The organism is Streptomyces sp. V1I1 (assembly GCF_030817355.1).
GTDB lineage: Bacteria > Actinomycetota > Actinomycetes > Streptomycetales > Streptomycetaceae > Streptomyces.
Window position 1 is genome coordinate 1761150 of record NZ_JAUSZH010000001.1, and the last position, 15532, is coordinate 1776681.

Here is a 15532-nt window from a genome sequence, read left to right on the forward strand (position 1 = left end):
GTACGAGCAAGATCAGCGAGCAAGATCAGCGAGCGAGGTACACGAGTACGTGCGAGGGTCCAGCCTATTCGCTGTGTGCGAAGAGCTTGAGCACCGGTACGCCGACCTTGTGGCGGGCCCTGGAGGCCCAGTCCCGGTGGAAGAACTCCTCCACATAGTGCGGCGCGGTCAGCACGATCACTTCGTCCGCGCCCGACTCGTCGACGGCGGCCTTCAGCTTGTCCAGCGGATGGTCCTCGACGACCTGGCCCACGGCTTCGCAGCCGGCGGCCCGCAGCGCGGCGAGCGAGTGGTCCAGGGCGCGCTCGGCGGGGGCCTTGGCGTCCTGGCCCTCGGGCTCCTCGCCCTCGCGGACCGCTTCCCTCAGTTCGCCGATCGCCACGTCGTCGATGGCCCGCAGCAGCAGGTCGGCCTGGTCGCCGCGGGGCTGCATCAGCACGACGAACGAGACAGCCTCGGCACCGTGCAGGGTGGTGACGAATTCCACGTCTTCGGAGGTCAGGGGCTTCTCGATCATCAATACGCTTGTGAACACGTTCGGACCCTTCTGCGGAACCATCCTTCCCCGTGCCCGCACGGGGTCTGCGAGACCAATTGTGCCCAGCCGGAGCACCGGCCGAAGCTAACCGGAACGACAAAATCCGCCGATTGTCAGATGTGACGGTAGCGGGTGAAAAGGAACCCCGCCTCTTCCAGCACCGAAGCCAGGGCGAACCTCTCCGGAACGGCCAGCGCCGGGCCGCCCGCGATCCGCTGCGCGCCCCCCGCCGTCAGCATCGGCGACAGGGTCAGGCACAACTCGTCCAGTACCCCGGCCGCCACGAATTGACCCAGCAGCCGCGGCCCGCCCTCGGTGAGCAGCCGCACCAGACCGCGCTGCGCCAGCGCTTGTACCGCTCTGCCCGGCTCCACCCCGGGCCCGTCCCCGGCGATCACCACCTCCGCGCCCGCCTTCTCCGCTGCGCGGATACGGTCCGGGGGCGCCGCGGCCCCCGTCAGCACCAGCGTCGGGACGAGCGGCTCGGCGAACAGCGGGAGCGAGTAGTCGAGGTCGAGCGAGGCGCTGACCACGGCGATCGCGGGCGCGGGGCCCTGGCCGGCCGCGGCCCGCCGCTCCGCGAATGCCTCCCGGGCGCGGGCCGGGCGGTACCCCTCCAGGCGTACCGTTTCCGCGCCCACCACCACCGCATCGGCGAGCCCCCGCAGCGTGCCGAAGATCCGCATGTCGGTGTCGGACGAGATGGGCTGCGAGCGGCCCTCGTGCTGGGCGGCCCCGTCCAGCGAGGAGACCATGTTCGCCCGCAGCCAGGCCCGGCCCGCGGCACCGGCCCCTCCTCCGGCACCGGCACCCGTCCCTCCCCCGGATCCTCCCCCGGACCCTCCCCCGGATCCGGTCCCGTCGGCCGTATACGCGTAGGCCGCGGCCGGATACGCATAGGCCTCGGCCAGCTCGTCCAGGGACCACTCCCGGTCCACGGCGGCTGTCTGGTCGGTCACAGGGAGCAGACGTCGCATGCCGTGCAGTCTGGCACGGCCCTTACAGTTGGGAACTGTGTCGACCAGTGCCATAACCGAAGCGGCCCCGCTGTCCCTGTGCGCCCGCGAGCCGCATGTCCCCGCCGACCGGCTGGTCGCCGAGATGGTGCCGCCGCCGCGCTTCGACTCGGTGCGCTTCGATACGTATGTCCCCGACCCGAACCAGCCGAGCCAGAGCGAGGCGGTCACGGTCCTCGGCTCGTTCGCGGCGGGCCTCGGCGGGGCGCACGCGAGCGGCTCCGGCCGGCGCAGGTGGTTCGCCAGGAAGCCCGCGGCGCCCACCGGACCGCGCGGCGTCTACCTCGACGGCGGCTACGGGCGTCGGCAAGACGCATCTGCTCGCCTCTCTGTGGCACGCCACCCCGGCCGACCCGTCGCTGAAGGCCTTCGGCACCTTCGTGGAGCTGACGAACCTCGTCGGCGCGCTCGGCTTCCAGCAGACCGTGCAGACCCTGAGCGGGCACCGGCTGCTCTGCATCGACGAGTTCGAGCTGGACGACCCGGGCGACACCGTCCTCGTCTCGACGCTGCTCGGCAAGCTGGTCGACGCCGGCGTCGCACTGGCGGCCACCTCGAACACGCTGCCCGGCAAGCTCGGCGAGGGCCGGTTCGCCGCCGCCGACTTCCTCCGCGAGATCCAGGGGCTCTCCGCGCGCTTCCACCCGCTGCGCATCGACGGCGAGGACTACCGCCACCGCGGGCTGCCCGAGGCCCCTCCCCCGTACTCCGAGGAACAGGTCGCCAAGACCGCGTACGCGACCGACGGCGCCTCCCTCGACGACTTCCCGCATCTGCTGGAGCACCTCGCGAAGGTGCACCCGAGCCGGTACGGGGCGCTCACCGACGGTCTGCGCGCCGTCTGCCTCACCGATGTGCAGCCCATTGCGGACCAGTCGACGGCGCTGCGGCTGGTCGTGCTCGCCGACCGGCTGTACGACCGCGAGGTTCCGGTGCTCGCCTCCGGCATGCCCTTCGACCGACTGTTCAGCGAAGAAATGCTGAACGGCGGTTACCGCAAGAAGTACTTCCGGGCGATCTCCCGCCTCACCGCGCTGGCTCGGGACGCGAAGGGCCTGGTGTCCCAGTAGGTTGGGGCTGGTTGGTACCAATCCATCTGAAGGGACCCAATCATGGCCACCACGCGTCAGGCGCACACCGTCTGGGAGGGCAACCTGCTCGAGGGCAAGGGGGTTGTGACCCTCGACTCCTCCGGCATTGGCGAGTACCCGGTCTCCTGGCCGTCGCGTGCCGAGCAGGCGAACGGCAAGACCAGCCCGGAAGAGCTGATCGCCGCCGCTCATTCCAGCTGCTTCTCCATGGCTCTCTCGCACGGACTCGCCCAGGCCGGCAACCCGCCGACCAAGCTGAACACCCAGGCCGAAGTGACCTTCCAGCCGGGCACGGGCATCACCGGCATCCACCTCACCGTGCAGGGCGAGGTCCCCGGTCTTGACGAGGCCGGCTTCGTCAAGGCGGCCGAGGACGCGAAGGCGAACTGCCCCGTCAGCCAGGCCCTTACGGGTACGAGCATCACGCTCACCGCCAAGCTGAGCTGACCCGGTCGCACCACGAGGCACAGTGGCCCGCACGGTTCACGAGTAACCAATTCGGTGATACACACGTGCGGGTCACATCTCCTGTCCTTCCCCCCAGCCTTCGGCATGGGGGTACCCCCACAGGGAGTTGCCTCATGTCCACAACACGCCGTCAGGTCCTGGCCCGCACCGGTGCGTTGAGCGCCGGGATCGCCTTCACCGGCGCCTTCTCCGAACTCTTCGCCGGCACCGCCGCCGCCCGCGGGCACAGCGGGTACGGCCCGCTCGTCCCCGACCCCGCGGGACTGCTCGATCTGCCGAAGGGTTTTCGCTACCGGGTCCTCTCCCGGGAGGGCGAGCCGCTGCGCTCCGGCGAAGGCCGGGTTCCCAGCAACCATGACGGCATGGGGGCCTTCGCGGGCCGCCGCGGCCGCGTCCATCTCGTCCGCAACCACGAGAACCGCGTCTCCGCCGCGATCGGCGTCCCCACGGTCGAGGGCCTCACCTACGACCCGATGGGCAAGGGCGGCTGCACGGCGCTGGAGCTGGACGGCCGGGGCAATGTCCTGTCCGAGCGGGTAGCCATCGCCGGCACCGCCGTCAACTGCGCCGGCGGGCCCACTCCGTGGGGCACCTGGCTCACCTGCGAGGAGACCGAGGACAGGGCCGGCACCAACGGTTACACCAAGGACCACGGCTTCATATTCGAGGTCGACGGCGCCGATCCGCGCCGTACCGGAGCCGTGCCGCTCACCGCGATGGGCCGCTTCCAGCACGAGGCGATCGCCGTCGATCCGCACAGCGGGATCGTGTACGAGACGGAGGACGCCTTCGAGCGGCCCTTCGGGCTCTTCTACCGCTTCCTGCCCTGCAAGCCGCTCGGCGGTACGGGCTCGCTGCGCGCGGGCGGGACGCTGGAGGCGATGCGGGTGCCGGGCGTGCCCGACCTGTCCGCCATCCAGGAGCCGGGCGCGTGCTTCGACCGGATCGAGTGGGCGCCCGTACCGGACAGCCAGGCGAAGCAGACGCCCATCAGGCTGCAGGACTTCGGCCCGAAGGGCATCACCCACGCCCAGAAGCTGGAGGGCTGCTACTGGGGCGGGAGTTCGGTGTACTTCGTCTCCAGCTTCGCGCACAGCGCTGAGGGCTCGGCGGCCGACCACTTCGGGCAGGTGTGGAAGTACGAGCCGCACCGGCGCCGGCTCACGCTGGTGATCGTCTTCGGGCCGAGTACGGACATCCAGCTGCCCGGCGAGTCCCCCGACAACATCTGCCTCGCGTCCGGCGGCGGGCTGATGGTGTGCGAGGACGGCGGCGGTGCGCAGCATGTGTACGGACTGACCAAGCGCGGCGAGGTCTATCCGATGGCGCGGGGGCGGCAGAACATCGGCACGCCCGAGGCCCCGGAGTGGGGCGAGTTCGCGGGAGTCACCTTCTCGCCGGACGGGGAGACGATGTACGTCAACTGCTATGCGCCCGGCACGACGTTCGCGGTGACCGGCCCCTGGCGCTGATACACGCGCGTAACGCGATCGCCGCGCTCAGCAAAGCTGCCGGGGCCGGTCGTCGGCGCGGCGGTGCTCGTGCTGTTCGCCACTGTCACGATGGTCGGGATCAATACGCTGCGCCGGGTCGACCTCAGCAACGGCCACGACCTGACCATCGCGTCGGTCTCGCTGGGCGTTGGCCTGCTGCCGGAGGTCACCACGTTCGGGGGAGCAGCTGTTCCGCAGGACGACTTCGACGTGGCGGAACACCGGAAGCGGCTGCCGCAGGACTGACCTGCGGGCAGCCGCCCGGATTCGCCCGCGGGTCTGCCCCGCGCGCCGTCTGACTACTCGATGACGAGCTCGACCGGCAGGTTGCCGCGAGTGGCCTTGGAGTAGGGGCAGTAGGCGTGGGTCTTCTCCAGGAGTTCGCGGCCCGCCTCGCCCTGGAGGTGGTCGGGCAGCTCGACGCGCATGACCACGGAGAGGGCGAAGCCGCCGTCGGTGTCCTTGCCGATGCTGACCTCGGCGGTCACCGAGGCGTCCTTGACGTCGATCTTCTCCATGCGGCCGATGGCACCCATCGCGCTGGCGAAACAGGCGGCGTAACCGGCGGCGAAGAGCTGCTCGGGGTTGGTCCCCTGGCCGTTGCCGCCGAGGGCCTTGGGGTGGGCGAGCGGCAGGTCGACGTGACCGTCGGAGCTGACGGCACGGCCTTCGCGGCCGTTGGCGGTGGCGACAGCGGTGTAGAGCGCGTCCATGAGTTGCATCCCTCTTCGTCCGTGGGGGAACCGTTAACCACTATAGTGACACACAATTTAGTTGCGTACAACTAAGTGGCGTACGAGTGACGACCGGGTATGCTGTCTCCATGGAGAAGACGACGTTGACGACCGTGCCGGACGAGGACTTCCTGCGCCTCGACAACCAGATCTGCTTCTCGCTGCACGCCGCGTCCCGCGCCTTCAACGGCGTCTACCGGACCGCGCTGAAGGATCTGAACCTCACTTATCCGCAGTACCTGGTAATGCTGGTGCTCTGGGAGCACGGCGAGCTGCCGGTGAAGCGGATCGGCGAGCATCTGCGGCTGGACTCGGGCACCCTGTCACCGCTGCTCAAGCGCCTGGAGGCGGCGGGTTACGTGGAGCGCAGGCGCAGCCCGGAGGACGAGCGCTCGGTCACCGCCCGCCCCACGGCCGAGGGTGCCGCGCTCCGCGAGCGGGCGCTGGACGTGCCGCGCCGGATCGCGGTGGCCACCGGGATGCCCCTGGAGCACATCCGCGAGCTGCGCGCCGATCTCAATGCGCTCACCGCGAGGCTGGACACCGCCGACCCGGACGCGGCCGGCTGCGCGGCGGCCGACGACTGAGGTCCGGGTCGCTCATGGCTGGGCGATGTACGGCCCCGGGCATCCGCCGACACCCGGGGCCGTTACTTGGAGGCGTCAGCCGCTCTGGCCGAGGCCGTCGTGCGCGCCGCCACCGTCGTCGGCCGCGCCGCCGTCACCCGCAGCGCCGCCGTCGTCCTGAGCACCGGGGTCGGCCGTCGCGCCGCCGTCACCCGCAGCGCCGCCGTCCGCAGCCGCGCCGCCGTCGTCCTGAGCGCCGGGGTCTTCCGTCGCGCCACCGTTCGCCGCGCCACCGTTGTCCTCAGCGCCGCCGTTCGCCGCGCCACCGTTGTCCTCAGCGCCACCGTTGTCCTCAGCGCCACCGTTGTCCTCAGCGCCGCCGTCACCCGCACCGCCGTTGTCCTCAGCGCCGCCGTCCTCAGCGCCGCCGTTGTCCTCAGCGCCGCCGTTGTCCTCAGCGCCGCCGTCACCCGCACCGCCGTTGTCCTCAGCGCCGCCGTCACCCGCACCGCCGTCGCCGATCTGAGCGCCGACCGCTGCCAGGGCCGTCGTCACGGGCTGGAAGAACGTCTCGCCACCCGCGGTGCAGTCTCCGCTGCCGCCCGAGGTGAGGCCGATCGCGCTACCCTCCTGGGTGAACAGCGAACCGCCGCTGTCGCCCGGCTCCGCGCAGACATCGGTCTGGATGAGCCCGGTGACCGTGCCCTCCGGGTAGTTCACGGTGGCGTCGAGGCCGGTGACCGCGCCGTCCTTCAGCCCGGTGGTGCTTCCCATACGGAACACCTCCTGGCCGACTGCGGCGTCGGCCGCCTCCGTGATCGACACGGTCTGTCCGTTGCCCAGGTCGACCGTGCTCGCGGCTTGCGTCGCCGGGTCGTCGTACGTGACGAGCGCGAAGTCACCGTCGCCGGGGAACGTCGCCGCCTGGACAGTGCCGATGGGCTCGCCGTTCGCCTCCTCCGACCACTGCTCGGCGGCGACACCGCAGTGGCCCGCGGTCAGGAAGCCGGGGCTGCCGTCCTGAGTGGTGACATTGAAGCCGAGCGAGCAGCGCGCGCCGCCGCCGAAGATGGCGTCGCCGCCCTCCACGAAGGGCTTGAACTCGCCTGAGGACTTCTGGATCCGGGCCATGCCCGAGCCCAGGGACTTCACGGCCGATTCGATTCTGTCCCACCGCTCGCCCGACACCGTGCGGTCCGCCGTGACGAGGATCTGGTTGGTCTTCGGGTCGACGGACCACGCCGTTCCCGGGATGGTGGCCTTCTCGGCCAAGGTGCTCGCGGCGGACTTCAGTTCGCCCGCGCTGTTCTCGACACTCCGCGCCACGGCGCCGGCCTTTTTGACCTCGACGATGACGTTGTTGTTGTTGCCCACCACGTTGACGACGACCTGCTGCTTCTCGGCGTCGTAGTACGCCCCGCCGTAGGCCTCGCCCAGCTTCTCGCCGAGCTTCGAGACGAGATCCGCCGCCGATGCGGCGCTCATCGTCCTGGGGGCCGACCGTGCCTCGGAGTCGGATTCCGACTGCGAAGCGTTGGCGTGGGGCAGCAGGATGGCCGCTGCGGCGATTCCCACCGCCCCAGCTCCCGCCAGAATGGCCTTCCGCTTGGGTATTCGCCTGTGACTCAACTCGTCGCCTCCTGTAGGGGGGTACGGAGTCCGGTTGCCGACGGAAACCGGGGGACGCGTCCGACCGTTGATACGGATGGGGCGGGAGTTGTACTCATCCACGGTGCTGGACAAGTTTTCTGACGGCCTGTTACCGAGGGCGACATGCGCTCAATCGGATAGCTTGCGCCAGTGACGACTTTCGTACGAAGACTTATGGCCGTGGCCGTTATGGGCACCATGCTCGTCGGCTGCGACAGCGGTTCCGAGAAGGCCTCCCCCACCTCCCCCAGCAGGACGACCGCGGCCGTCTCACCCCAGCCCGGGAAATCACCCCAGCCCGGAAAGCCGGTCGACAAGGTCGAAAAGAAGGCTCCCAACGGCCTGACGCCCGTATTCGAGCGCGCGCCCAAAGCGGCATCCAAAACTGTCGCGCTCACCTTCGACGCCGACATGACGGCCGATCAGGGGCCGCGGGCCGCCCGCGGGGAGCGATTCGACAACCCCGCCCTGATCGCCTCGCTGCGGAAGCTGAACGTACCGTCGACGGTCTTCATGACGGGCCGCTGGGCCGAGGAGTACCCCGACCAGGCGAAGTCGATCGGCAGCGACCCGCTCTTCGAGGTCGCGAATCACTCGTACAGCCACTACGCCTTCAAGTCCCCCTGCTACGGCCTGCCGGTGGTCGACAAGAACGACATGCGGGCCGACGTGGACCGGGCCTTCGCCGCGTTCAAGAAGGCCGGGGTGCGCAATGTGGTGCCGTACTTCCGCTTCCCCGGCGGCTGTTACAACGACGCGGCCCTGCGCGCCATCGCCCCGGCGAAGGTGACCGCGGTCCAGTGGGACGTCGTCAGCGGCGACGCCTTCGCCACGAACGCCGACGCGGTCGCCGAGCAGGTGCTCGCGGGCGTGCGGCCGGGATCCCTGGTGGTCATGCACTGCACGCGCAGCGCGGCTCCTGTCACCGAGCAGGCGGTCCGGAGGATCGTCCCCGAGCTGCGCGGGCGCGGGTACCACTTTGTGAAGGTCTCCGACCTCATGCGCCGCTAGCCGGAGGGGTCAGCCCGTCAGCCCGAACACGCCGTCCGCTGGGCCTCCTGCCATTCGCATACGGGGCAGAGCGTCACACCCTTGACCGACTCCGGATACTCCGTCGGCTTCCGGCACAGCACGCAGTCGGCAAACGGCGGGCCGCCGGCCGCGGTGGGCGCGCGGTCCGGGGCCTCGCAGTACGACTCGTCCATGCGTACGAGGCTAGCTGGCCGACGCCTTCTGGGGGGTGAGCTCGCTGGGCCGTACGATCACGAATCCTTCGCCCTGGAGCATCAGCTGAACGGCCTCGCCCGAGCCGCCGCGGATCATCGAGCCCACGGACTGCGAGCGGTGCAGGGAGGTTTGCAGCTGGGCGCTCCAGCCGACGACCGCGTCCGTGTCAACGTACACCGGCTGCGCGCCGGTGACGGGTATCACGATGGGGTTGCCCTCGCAGATGACGGCGAGCTTTCCGTAGCCGGTGAAGAGGCTGTTGAAGAGCCCGCCGCCGGTCATGCCGGCGCCCTTCACCGTCTTGATCTCGTACGAGAGGGTGGCGTCGAAACACAGGACGTTGCGGCCGTTGATGGTGAGCGCGTCGCCCTGGTCGATGTCGACGATGAAACAGTTGGCGGCCTCGTGCGCGAACCATGCCTCGCCCTGGCCGCGCACCGCCATCAGCGCCAGGCCCTCACCGGTGACGGCGCGCTTGAGCATGCCGCCTATGCCCTGGCCCTTGCGCTCGAACTGGAGATTGCCGCGGAAGGCGATCATCGATCCCTGTCGCGCGTGCATCTCGCCGTTGACGGCGTACTTGATCGACTTGGCGTTCTGCAGGGTCATGCCGGGCGCGGTGGCCGGCTGCGCCATGTTCTCGGAAGCGAAGAGATCACTTTTCATGGTGTGCATCGTGTCCCGGAGGCACCCGTTCCGCCAACAGCCCCGACCGGTCGGAACAGCAGCGGCTGGCAGACTTGCCGGTGTGAGCAGCGAAGAAACCCGCCCCGCCAGTCCCGTCGCCAGTCCCGCCGACAGCCCCTTCCGGCACGAGAGCACCGCACGCGACGAAGCCCCGCAGTTCGTGCTTCCTCTGGTGGTGCGCATCGAGAAGGCCGAACCCCCGTCCCGTACCGACGCGCTGGAGACCGCGGCTCGGGCCGTGCTCGACATCCTGAGCGACGAGCGGTCGGTGGGCGACGGAGAGTGGGCGCAGTCGATGCGGGACTGGCAGGACGCCCGGATCCGCAAGGTGGTGCGGCGGGCGCGCGGCGCGGAGTGGCGCAAGGCCGGGGCGCTGCCGGGCATCACGGTGACGGGCGGGACCGCCGAGGTACGGGTCTTTCCGCCCGTACCTCTGGACGGCTGGCCCAAGGAGCTGGCCAAGCTCCAAGTCTCGGGCACGGATCTGGACGACCCCGAGCCTCCCGCCGCGCCCGACCTCGCGGGCCCGGTGCTGTGGCTGAGCCCGGATGTCGGCATGTCGGCGGGCAAGGCGATGGCGCAGGCCGGACACGGTGCCCAACTGGCCTGGTGGGAGCTGTCGGAGGCGGACCGCAAGGCGTGGCGCGAGGCCGGTTTTCCGCTCTCCGTGCGCACCGCGGATCCGGCGCGCTGGCGAAAACTCACGGTCAGCGGCTTGCCGGTGGTGCGGGACGCCGGCTTCACGGAGATCGCTCCGGGGTCGTGCACGGTGGTCGCGGATCATCCCTCGCTGCGCGGCTGAACACAGCGGGCCCGCCGTACGTACCTCTCAATACCGCCAAGTAGGTTGAGCGCTGATTTGCTCGGCGGTTGATTGCCGAGAGACTCATCGGTTCAGGAGGCACTGTGTTGCGGCGCATCAACGGGACGGCTCTCATCATCGCGGCTCTGGTCGCCACGGTAGGCGCGCTCGCGTTCCCCGTGTGGTCGTACGCGGACCGTTCCGGCACGGGTCCGGACAATCTCAACGCCTCGAGCGTGGCGACGCAGTGGGGACCGCTGTCCGCAACGGACCGCGACTTTCTGGTGAAGGTCCGGCTGGCCGGGCTCTGGGAGCTGCCCGCGGGACAGCAGGCGATCGAGCGCGCGCCCACGAAGGCGATCAAGGACGCGGGCGACCATCTCGTCGTCGGGCACACCGATCTGGACAAGCGGGCGCGCGATGTGGCCGCCAAGCTGGGCGTCGAGCTGCCGAACCAGCCGACGGAGCAGCAGCAGGCATGGCTGCGGGAGCTGTCGGCGGCGAGCGGCCAGGACTACGAGAGGAAGTTCGCGAACCTGCTGCGCAATGCGCACGGCAAGGTCTTCTCGCTGGTCGCCCAGGTCCGGCACACCACCAGGAACACGCTGATACGCCAGCTGGCGACGGACGCGAACCAGACGGTGCTCGACCACATCACCATGCTGGAGTCGACCGGGATGGTCGACTTCGACTCCATCGCGAACGAAGCCGCGGGCGGGGCGACGGCCAGCCCGACCGGTCCGCCGCCGCCGAACGGCAACCTGCCGCCGCAGCCGGCGCCGGCGTCGCCGTCCGGGAACGACCAGTCCTTCACCTCGCGGCCGTCCACGCAGCCGGGGCCACCGACAGCGATCAACACCAACCGTCCGTAACATCGGCGCGCCGGGTTCCGGCCGGAACCGGCTGGAACCCGCCGGAACCTCAAATGAAGCTCTGAACGTCCCCTCCTCTGGGTTCACCGCTGTCCGGCGGGGCCATGAGCTCTGCACGCACCGTCACACGGCGCAGAGGAGGGGGACCCAATGGAACTCGGTATCGGCATCGGCTGGCGCCCGGAGATCGCCGACGCGGTGGAGGAGCTGCCAGGCGTCGACTGGGTCGAGGTCGTCGCGGAGAACATCTGCCCGGGCCATCTGCCCGCCGCGCTGACCCGGCTGCGCTCGCGCGGCACGCGGATCGTCCCGCACGGCGTCTCACTGGGCCTGGGCGGCGCGGACCGCCCCTCCGCACACCGGCTCGCGGACCTGGCCGAGCGGGCGACGGCACTGGGCGCGCCCCTGGTCACCGAACACATCGCGTTCGTACGGGCCGGAGGCGTGCTCACCGCGTCCCCGCAGCTGGAGGCGGGCCACTTGCTGCCCGTGCCGCGCACCTGGGACGCGCTCAAGGTGCTCTGCGAGAACGTCCGCATCGCACAGGACTCCCTGCCGGTGCCGCTGGCACTGGAGAACATCGCGGCGCTGATCTCCTGGCCCGGTGAGGAGCTCACGGAGGGCCAGTTCCTGGCGGAGCTGGTCGAGCGGACGGGCGTGGGCCTGCTGATCGACGTGGCCAACCTCCACACGAACCACGTCAACCGCGGCGAGAACCCGGCGACTGCGCTCGACGGACTCCCGGTCGAGGCGATCGCCTACGTCCACGTGGCGGGCGGCACCGAACGCGACGGCATCTGGCACGACACCCACTCGCACCCGGTCACCGAGCCGATCCTGGACATCCTGTCGGACCTGCGGGCACGAGTGTCCCCGCCCGGGGTGCTGCTGGAGCGCGACGACGACTTCCCGCCCAAGGAGGAGCTGGCGGCGGAGTTGACGACGATCCGCGGGAGGGTAGCGGGGCAGCCCGCCGCGCCGCGCGGCGAAGCCCGAGCGCGAGGGGGTCTGGGGGCCCGCCCGAAGGTTGTGGAGAGCAGCTCACCCGACGCCCGCGAGCGCGTCGCGCTCTCACAGGCCGCCCTTCTCTCCGCTCTCGTCGCCGGCACCCCCGCCCCCGAAGGCTTCGACTCACAGCGCCTCCGGGTCCAGAGCCGCGCCCTCGCCGCCAAGCGTGCCGACGTCGTCGCCAAGGTCGCCCCAGAGCTGCCCGAGATCCTCGGCGAGGGATACCGCGCCGCGTTTCTCGCGTACGCCAAGGGCCGCCCCATGTGCGACGGTTACCGCCGCGACGCACTCCACTTCGCCGAGCAGCTGCTCGTCTCCGGACGTCCCGATGACGAGAACGCCCGCCGCCTGCTCACCCGTTGGTGGGAGGAGCGCGCCGGAGCCCATCCGCCGCGCCGGGGCACCCGGCTCGTCCGTGCGGCCCGCGCCGCGCTCGTCAGGCGGTGAGCGGCATGGTCCTTCTCGCCGTGTTCGTGTATCTCGCCATCGGCGCATCGTCCGCCGCGCTGATCGTCCGGGCCTCCGCGTCCCGGACCCGCCACCCGGTCGGCGGCGGACAGATCCAGCACGTCTACGAGGCTGCCTTCCTCAGCGGCGGCCCCGCCCGTGTCGCCGACGCGGCACTCGCCGCCATGCACGCGGACGGCCGGCTGGTCATCGGCGGCCCGGGCATCGTCTCCGTACGGCAGGCCCTCGCCCATGACCCCGTGGAGCGCGCGGTGTTCGAGCAGCTGGCCGCCGCCCCGACCGGCGCGCTGCACACTTTGCGCCTCGCGGTGATGCGCCACCCCGCCGTGCAGGAGATCGGCGACGGCCTCGCCGCCCGCGGGCTGATGACGCCGCCCGGACAGAACCGGGGGCTGACGGTGTGGGGCTACACCCAGGGCTTCCTCTGCGTCATGGGGCTGCCCCTCTCCTTCGGCCTGACCATCTTCAGCTTCATCCAGAACGACGGACCGGTGGATTTCGGCCCGCCGTTCATCCTGATGGTTCTGCCGGCCCTGATCACGGGCATCGTGATCGGGTTCATGATGGGGGGCCGCGCCCGGCGGCGGATCACGACGGCCGGGCGGCACGCCCTGCGCTCATACCTGGTGCAGTACGCCCAGGTGTACTCGGCGGCCCATCTCGTCGCGGTGCACGGTCTGCGCGGAGTGCCGGATCCCGCGCTCCAGGCGCAGCTGACCACGGCGGCACGGATCCCGGCGGGCCGCACGGACGGCTACTCGCCGTCGTACACGGACTCCGCGGCCGTGTGGTGCGCCGGGTCGAGCCCGGGATCCGGTTGTGGCAGCTCCAGCTGCGGCGCGAGCGGGGGATCGAGCTGCGGTGGTTCGTCCGGCGGCTCCAGCTGCGGCGGCTCGTCAGGAGGTTCCAGCTGCGGCGGATCCTCGGGCGGGTCCAGTTGCGGAGGGGGCAGCAGCTCCTGACCGCGCAAGTCCGGCGCGGCACCGCCACAGGGCGTGTTTTAGAAGTAGCGCCGTCCGCCCGCAGGGCGGGCCCCGCGGCGTCTGGTGCGTTCAATGGCAAGGCGGTGGGGGCACCCCCGGACGAAGTCTGGGGGAGATCGCCCTCGTACGAATGGGGGCACCTCCCAGGCGAAGCTCTGGGGGGAGGGACTTCTAAAACCCGCCCTAGCCCCCGCAGGACCGCCCACCTCACACTTCCCGCAACACCCCACAGGATCACCCCGGAGCCGACTAGCGTGCTGGACCGCACGCAGGAGGCTCCATGCGTTCCCTCACCGGCACCGGCCTGGTCGTCGTCGCCCTGACGGCGACCATCGCCGCGATCCTCTTCCCCATCTGGTCGTACGACGACCGCTCAGGCACCGGCCGGGCCAACCTCAGAGCCGGTTCCGTCAGCACACCCTGGGGCCCGCTCTCCGCCGCCGACCGGGACTTCGTCGTCCGCGTCAGACTCGCCGGTCTGTGGGAGCTCCCCGCCGGCCAGCAGGCCGTCGGCCGCGCCCCCACCGTCGCGGTGAAGGTGGCCGGCGAGCATCTCGTCGAGGGCCACACCTATCTCGACGCCCGCGTCCGCGAGGTCGCGGCCCGGCTCAACATGGAGCTGCCGAACCAGCCGACCGCCCAACAGCAGGGCTGGCTCAAGGAGTTCACCGAGGCACGCGGCCAGGAGTACGAGACCAAGTTCGCCAATATCCTGCGCCGTGCCCACGGCAAGGTCTTCTCCCTCGTCGCCGACATCCGCAACAGCACCCGCAACACCCTGGTGCGCGAACTCGCCAACGACGCCAACACCACCGTCCTGGACCACATCAAGGTCCTGGAGGCGACCGGCCTGGTCGACTTCGACGCCATCGCCGACGGCTCCGCCGCCACCGCGACGGCAAGTCCCACAGGACCGCCGCCGCCCGCCCCGGGCGCTACACCGCCGCCAGCAGACCCCGTCACCCCCACCCCGGCCCGGTCGTTCCCGCTGCCGCCCGCGGCCTCCCGCCCCCGATCCGACGTCACGGACCGATAAAGCCACGGTCCGTATGGTGAACACCCCATGGCGCAACCGCGGACATCTCGCGTAGAACTCGGCCATGTTCTGGGTCCTATTCCTGCTGGTGGCCTGGGCCGCGGCGGGCATCAGCTGCGCCCGGCTCTGCATCGCCGCCGTCGAAGCCGCTCGCCCCGCCCCCGAAGGAGCAAGCCGGAAAGGGCAGTTGAGCCTGTACGAGGCCGCCTTCCTGGCCGGCGGCCCGCAACGGGTCGCAGAGCTCACGCTCGTCTCGATGCACCGCGGCCGCAGGCTGCTGCTCGCGCGCACCGGCTGGGCCACGGTCGTCGACCCGGAGGGCGAGGACGACTTGGAGCGCTCGGTCATCGGCGCGATAGGACCCGCGGGCCAGGCGCGGATAGCCGCGGTGCGGGCCGCCGCATCCGCCGCCGACGCGGTTCGGGCCCTGGCCGACCCGCTCGTCAGCGCCGGCCTCGCCGTCCCGGACGCGGCCAGGTCGGGCGTCGCCGCCGCCGTGCGCGCCGTCCAGGGCGCGACCGCGCTCACCGTCGCGCTGGCGGCCGCCGCACTGCTGATGCTCCCTCAGGAGCAGGGCGCGAGAGCCCCGATCCTCGCCTGGTTCGCCCTCCCCCTCCTGCTCACCCTGGGCTGTCTGGCCATCGCACGGATCGAGGTACATCCGTACACCCGTTGGGCCTCGCCCGACGGCCAGCGTCTCCTCGGCACGCTCTCCCCGGGGGACACGCTCACCGCCGTCGCCGTGCGCGGCGTCGGCGCGCTCGACGATCCGGACCTGCGGGCGGCGCTGGCGAGCCGCCGCATGGCGCATCGGAGTCATTGACCCCGACACCGGACATTGGTCCTTTACATCGCTAATAAGCCCACCAAGGATCCCTTTCGTCCCGTGGCCT

General features: G+C 70.8%; 17 protein-coding genes and 1 pseudogene. 12 read left to right on the forward strand and 6 right to left on the reverse strand.

Annotated elements, in window-relative coordinates:
• Positions 1 to 64: 64 nt before the first annotated feature.
• Together QFZ67_RS08580 and QFZ67_RS08585 are read right to left on the reverse strand one after the other, a co-directional pair.
• On the reverse strand, positions 65 to 535 hold the full coding sequence (locus tag QFZ67_RS08580; protein ID WP_307660503.1) for an indole-3-glycerol phosphate synthase: 471 nt from the start codon (positions 533 to 535) through the stop codon (positions 65 to 67).
• A 116-nt stretch (positions 536 to 651) separates the two neighbouring features.
• Positions 652 to 1515, reverse strand: a complete 864-nt coding sequence (locus QFZ67_RS08585; RefSeq protein ID WP_307660504.1) for a pyrimidine reductase family protein — start codon at positions 1513 to 1515, stop codon at positions 652 to 654.
• Between QFZ67_RS08585 and zapE the strand changes: the two are divergent.
• From zapE to QFZ67_RS08605, 4 genes and pseudogenes are all read left to right on the forward strand, one after another.
• A pseudogene (gene zapE, locus QFZ67_RS08590) lies at positions 1514 to 2624 on the forward strand (cell division protein ZapE). The gene QFZ67_RS08585 and the pseudogene zapE sit on opposite strands and share 2 nt — an antisense overlap.
• 42 nt (positions 2625 to 2666) lie before the next feature.
• Positions 2667 to 3092, forward strand: a complete 426-nt coding sequence (locus tag QFZ67_RS08595) for an OsmC family protein (RefSeq protein WP_307660505.1) — start codon at positions 2667 to 2669, stop codon at positions 3090 to 3092.
• A 134-nt stretch (positions 3093 to 3226) separates the two neighbouring features.
• Positions 3227 to 4585: an alkaline phosphatase PhoX gene (locus QFZ67_RS08600; protein ID WP_307660506.1), complete on the forward strand. Its 1359-nt coding sequence runs from the start codon at positions 3227 to 3229 to the stop codon at positions 4583 to 4585.
• Positions 4586 to 4621: 36 nt separating this feature from the next.
• A complete protein-coding gene (locus tag QFZ67_RS08605) occupies positions 4622 to 4852 on the forward strand; it encodes a solute carrier family 23 protein (protein WP_307665772.1) in 231 nt (76 codons plus the stop codon).
• Between the two features lie 53 nt (positions 4853 to 4905).
• Here QFZ67_RS08605 and QFZ67_RS08610 read toward each other — a convergent pair whose 3' ends face one another.
• Positions 4906 to 5319, reverse strand: a complete 414-nt coding sequence (locus QFZ67_RS08610) for an organic hydroperoxide resistance protein (RefSeq protein WP_307660507.1) — start codon at positions 5317 to 5319, stop codon at positions 4906 to 4908.
• A gap of 110 nt (positions 5320 to 5429) precedes the next feature.
• On the opposite strand from QFZ67_RS08610, the gene QFZ67_RS08615 reads away from it, so the two are divergent.
• A complete protein-coding gene (locus QFZ67_RS08615; protein ID WP_307660508.1) occupies positions 5430 to 5927 on the forward strand; it encodes a MarR family winged helix-turn-helix transcriptional regulator in 498 nt (165 codons plus the stop codon).
• Between the two features lie 75 nt (positions 5928 to 6002).
• Here the strand turns inward: QFZ67_RS08615 and QFZ67_RS08620 are convergent, their stop codons facing one another.
• Positions 6003 to 7535 (reverse strand): S1 family peptidase, encoded by a 1533-nt coding sequence (locus QFZ67_RS08620; RefSeq protein WP_307660509.1) that lies wholly within the window; start codon positions 7533 to 7535, stop codon positions 6003 to 6005.
• 210 nt (positions 7536 to 7745) lie between these two features.
• Between QFZ67_RS08620 and QFZ67_RS08625 the strand changes: the two genes are divergently transcribed.
• Positions 7746 to 8567: a polysaccharide deacetylase family protein gene (locus QFZ67_RS08625; RefSeq protein WP_373430214.1), complete on the forward strand. Its 822-nt coding sequence runs from the start codon at positions 7746 to 7748 to the stop codon at positions 8565 to 8567.
• Positions 8568 to 8584: 17 nt separating this feature from the next.
• On the opposite strand, the gene QFZ67_RS08630 is transcribed toward QFZ67_RS08625, so the two are convergent.
• Together QFZ67_RS08630 and QFZ67_RS08635 are read right to left on the reverse strand one after the other, a co-directional pair.
• Positions 8585 to 8761, reverse strand: coding sequence for a hypothetical protein (locus tag QFZ67_RS08630; protein ID WP_307660510.1), 177 nt, complete (start codon positions 8759 to 8761; stop codon positions 8585 to 8587).
• 10 nt (positions 8762 to 8771) lie between these two features.
• Positions 8772 to 9449 carry an AIM24 family protein gene (locus QFZ67_RS08635; protein WP_307660511.1) on the reverse strand — a complete coding sequence of 226 codons (678 nt, stop codon included), beginning with the start codon at positions 9447 to 9449 and terminating at the stop codon, positions 8772 to 8774.
• An 82-nt stretch (positions 9450 to 9531) separates the two neighbouring features.
• Between QFZ67_RS08635 and QFZ67_RS08640 the strand changes: the two genes are divergently transcribed.
• The 6 genes from QFZ67_RS08640 to QFZ67_RS08665 all read left to right on the forward strand — a co-directional run bounded on the left by QFZ67_RS08640 (position 9532) and on the right by QFZ67_RS08665 (position 15462).
• The gene (locus QFZ67_RS08640; protein ID WP_307660512.1) at positions 9532 to 10272 is read left to right on the forward strand and encodes an aminoacyl-tRNA hydrolase; all 741 of its coding nucleotides are present in this window, start codon (positions 9532 to 9534) and stop codon (positions 10270 to 10272) included.
• Between the two features lie 107 nt (positions 10273 to 10379).
• Positions 10380 to 11144, forward strand: a complete 765-nt coding sequence (locus QFZ67_RS08645) for a DUF4142 domain-containing protein (RefSeq protein WP_307660513.1) — start codon at positions 10380 to 10382, stop codon at positions 11142 to 11144.
• A 150-nt stretch (positions 11145 to 11294) separates the two neighbouring features.
• The gene (locus tag QFZ67_RS08650; protein ID WP_307660514.1) at positions 11295 to 12599 is read left to right on the forward strand and encodes a DUF692 domain-containing protein; all 1305 of its coding nucleotides are present in this window, start codon (positions 11295 to 11297) and stop codon (positions 12597 to 12599) included.
• 5 nt (positions 12600 to 12604) lie between these two features.
• Positions 12605 to 13582: a TIGR04222 domain-containing membrane protein gene (locus tag QFZ67_RS08655; RefSeq protein ID WP_307660515.1), complete on the forward strand. Its 978-nt coding sequence runs from the start codon at positions 12605 to 12607 to the stop codon at positions 13580 to 13582.
• Positions 13583 to 13883: 301 nt separating this feature from the next.
• Entirely contained in the window at positions 13884 to 14639 is a 756-nt protein-coding gene (locus QFZ67_RS08660; protein ID WP_307660516.1) for a DUF4142 domain-containing protein, read from the forward strand.
• A gap of 64 nt (positions 14640 to 14703) precedes the next feature.
• The gene (locus tag QFZ67_RS08665) at positions 14704 to 15462 is read left to right on the forward strand and encodes a TIGR04222 domain-containing membrane protein (RefSeq protein WP_307660517.1); all 759 of its coding nucleotides are present in this window, start codon (positions 14704 to 14706) and stop codon (positions 15460 to 15462) included.
• Positions 15463 to 15532 lie beyond the last annotated feature (70 nt).